Annotated in this window: 2 protein-coding genes; both read right to left on the reverse strand. The window is 32.7% G+C overall.

Annotated features, from left to right (window positions below; all coding sequences use genetic code 11):
• Positions 1–132 precede the first annotated feature (132 nt).
• Positions 133–303, reverse strand: a complete 171-nt coding sequence (locus tag RZN25_18515; protein ID MEQ6378780.1) for an aspartyl-phosphate phosphatase Spo0E family protein — start codon at positions 301–303, stop codon at positions 133–135.
• A gap of 66 nt (positions 304–369) precedes the next feature.
• Positions 370–801: a PilZ domain-containing protein gene (locus tag RZN25_18520; protein MEQ6378781.1), complete on the reverse strand. Its 432-nt coding sequence runs from the start codon at positions 799–801 to the stop codon at positions 370–372.
• Between the last annotated feature and the right edge of the window lie 109 nt (positions 802–910).

Consider the following 910-nt stretch of genomic DNA (forward strand, 5'->3'; position numbering starts at 1 on the left):
CGTCGATGATCGAGGGCGCTTGCGCTTTTCTTAAAAACTTCCGATTATTCTCCAAAAGAACCGTCCCTACAAACACACAACCATCAACAATTTCATTGACTTAATACAAAATAATAATGGGCCAATGATTGCTCAAGATTTAAGTGCATGCTCTTTTTTTAGCTTATTTAGAAGATAGTCTAACTCTTGACTGCATTTTAAAGTACTTTTATGTCTAATTCCTTTTGCCTTTGCTGTTCTGATCATTTCATTTCTTTTTTTCTCAATTCTTAATTGTAAATGTTGGTCCGACTTTTTATACATAATTCATCCACCTTTACAAAAGAACCGTTTTGTTAAGAAAAATAAAGTTGGGAACTACTCAACTAGTTAACCGATGTCTCTCTTGGAAAGCTCAATCTCATTTATAATGGAGGCTAATTTATTTTCATCACTCTTTTTCATATCCAAGAATTTTATACCGTATATGAAATAATGACTCTCCTTTTTTGTTTCCTTTCGTACAAACTCACCTTTCAAGTTAAATTGCTGATTTTTTAACGTAAAAGACAAATCTGAAATGATAAGGTATTGGACCGGTAGATCAATTTGAGCCGTTAGCTTAATACCACCCAGACTAACATCGTCAATATGCCCCAAAACGGTCTTATTTACTAGGGCCAGCAATTTATTTGTTCCAAAATCAACAAATGAAATTGAACATTCTATATGATTCACTTTTACACGATGATATTTTCTCCGGTTATAATTGAAGTTTGTTGATGCTTTTTGCGGATTGATAGTAGTGTCTTTACTTTTCAAAGCTCTGACTTCATTCTCTTTTTCCTTAATTTTTTGCTTACTTCTCCAATAACCTAATGAGAAAATGAGTATTAGCAATGTTTCAAATAGCAGGATAGAAAGCAACTAC

Source organism: Bacillaceae bacterium S4-13-56 (assembly GCA_040191315.1).
Lineage (GTDB): Bacteria > Bacillota > Bacilli > Bacillales > JAWJLM01 > JAWJLM01.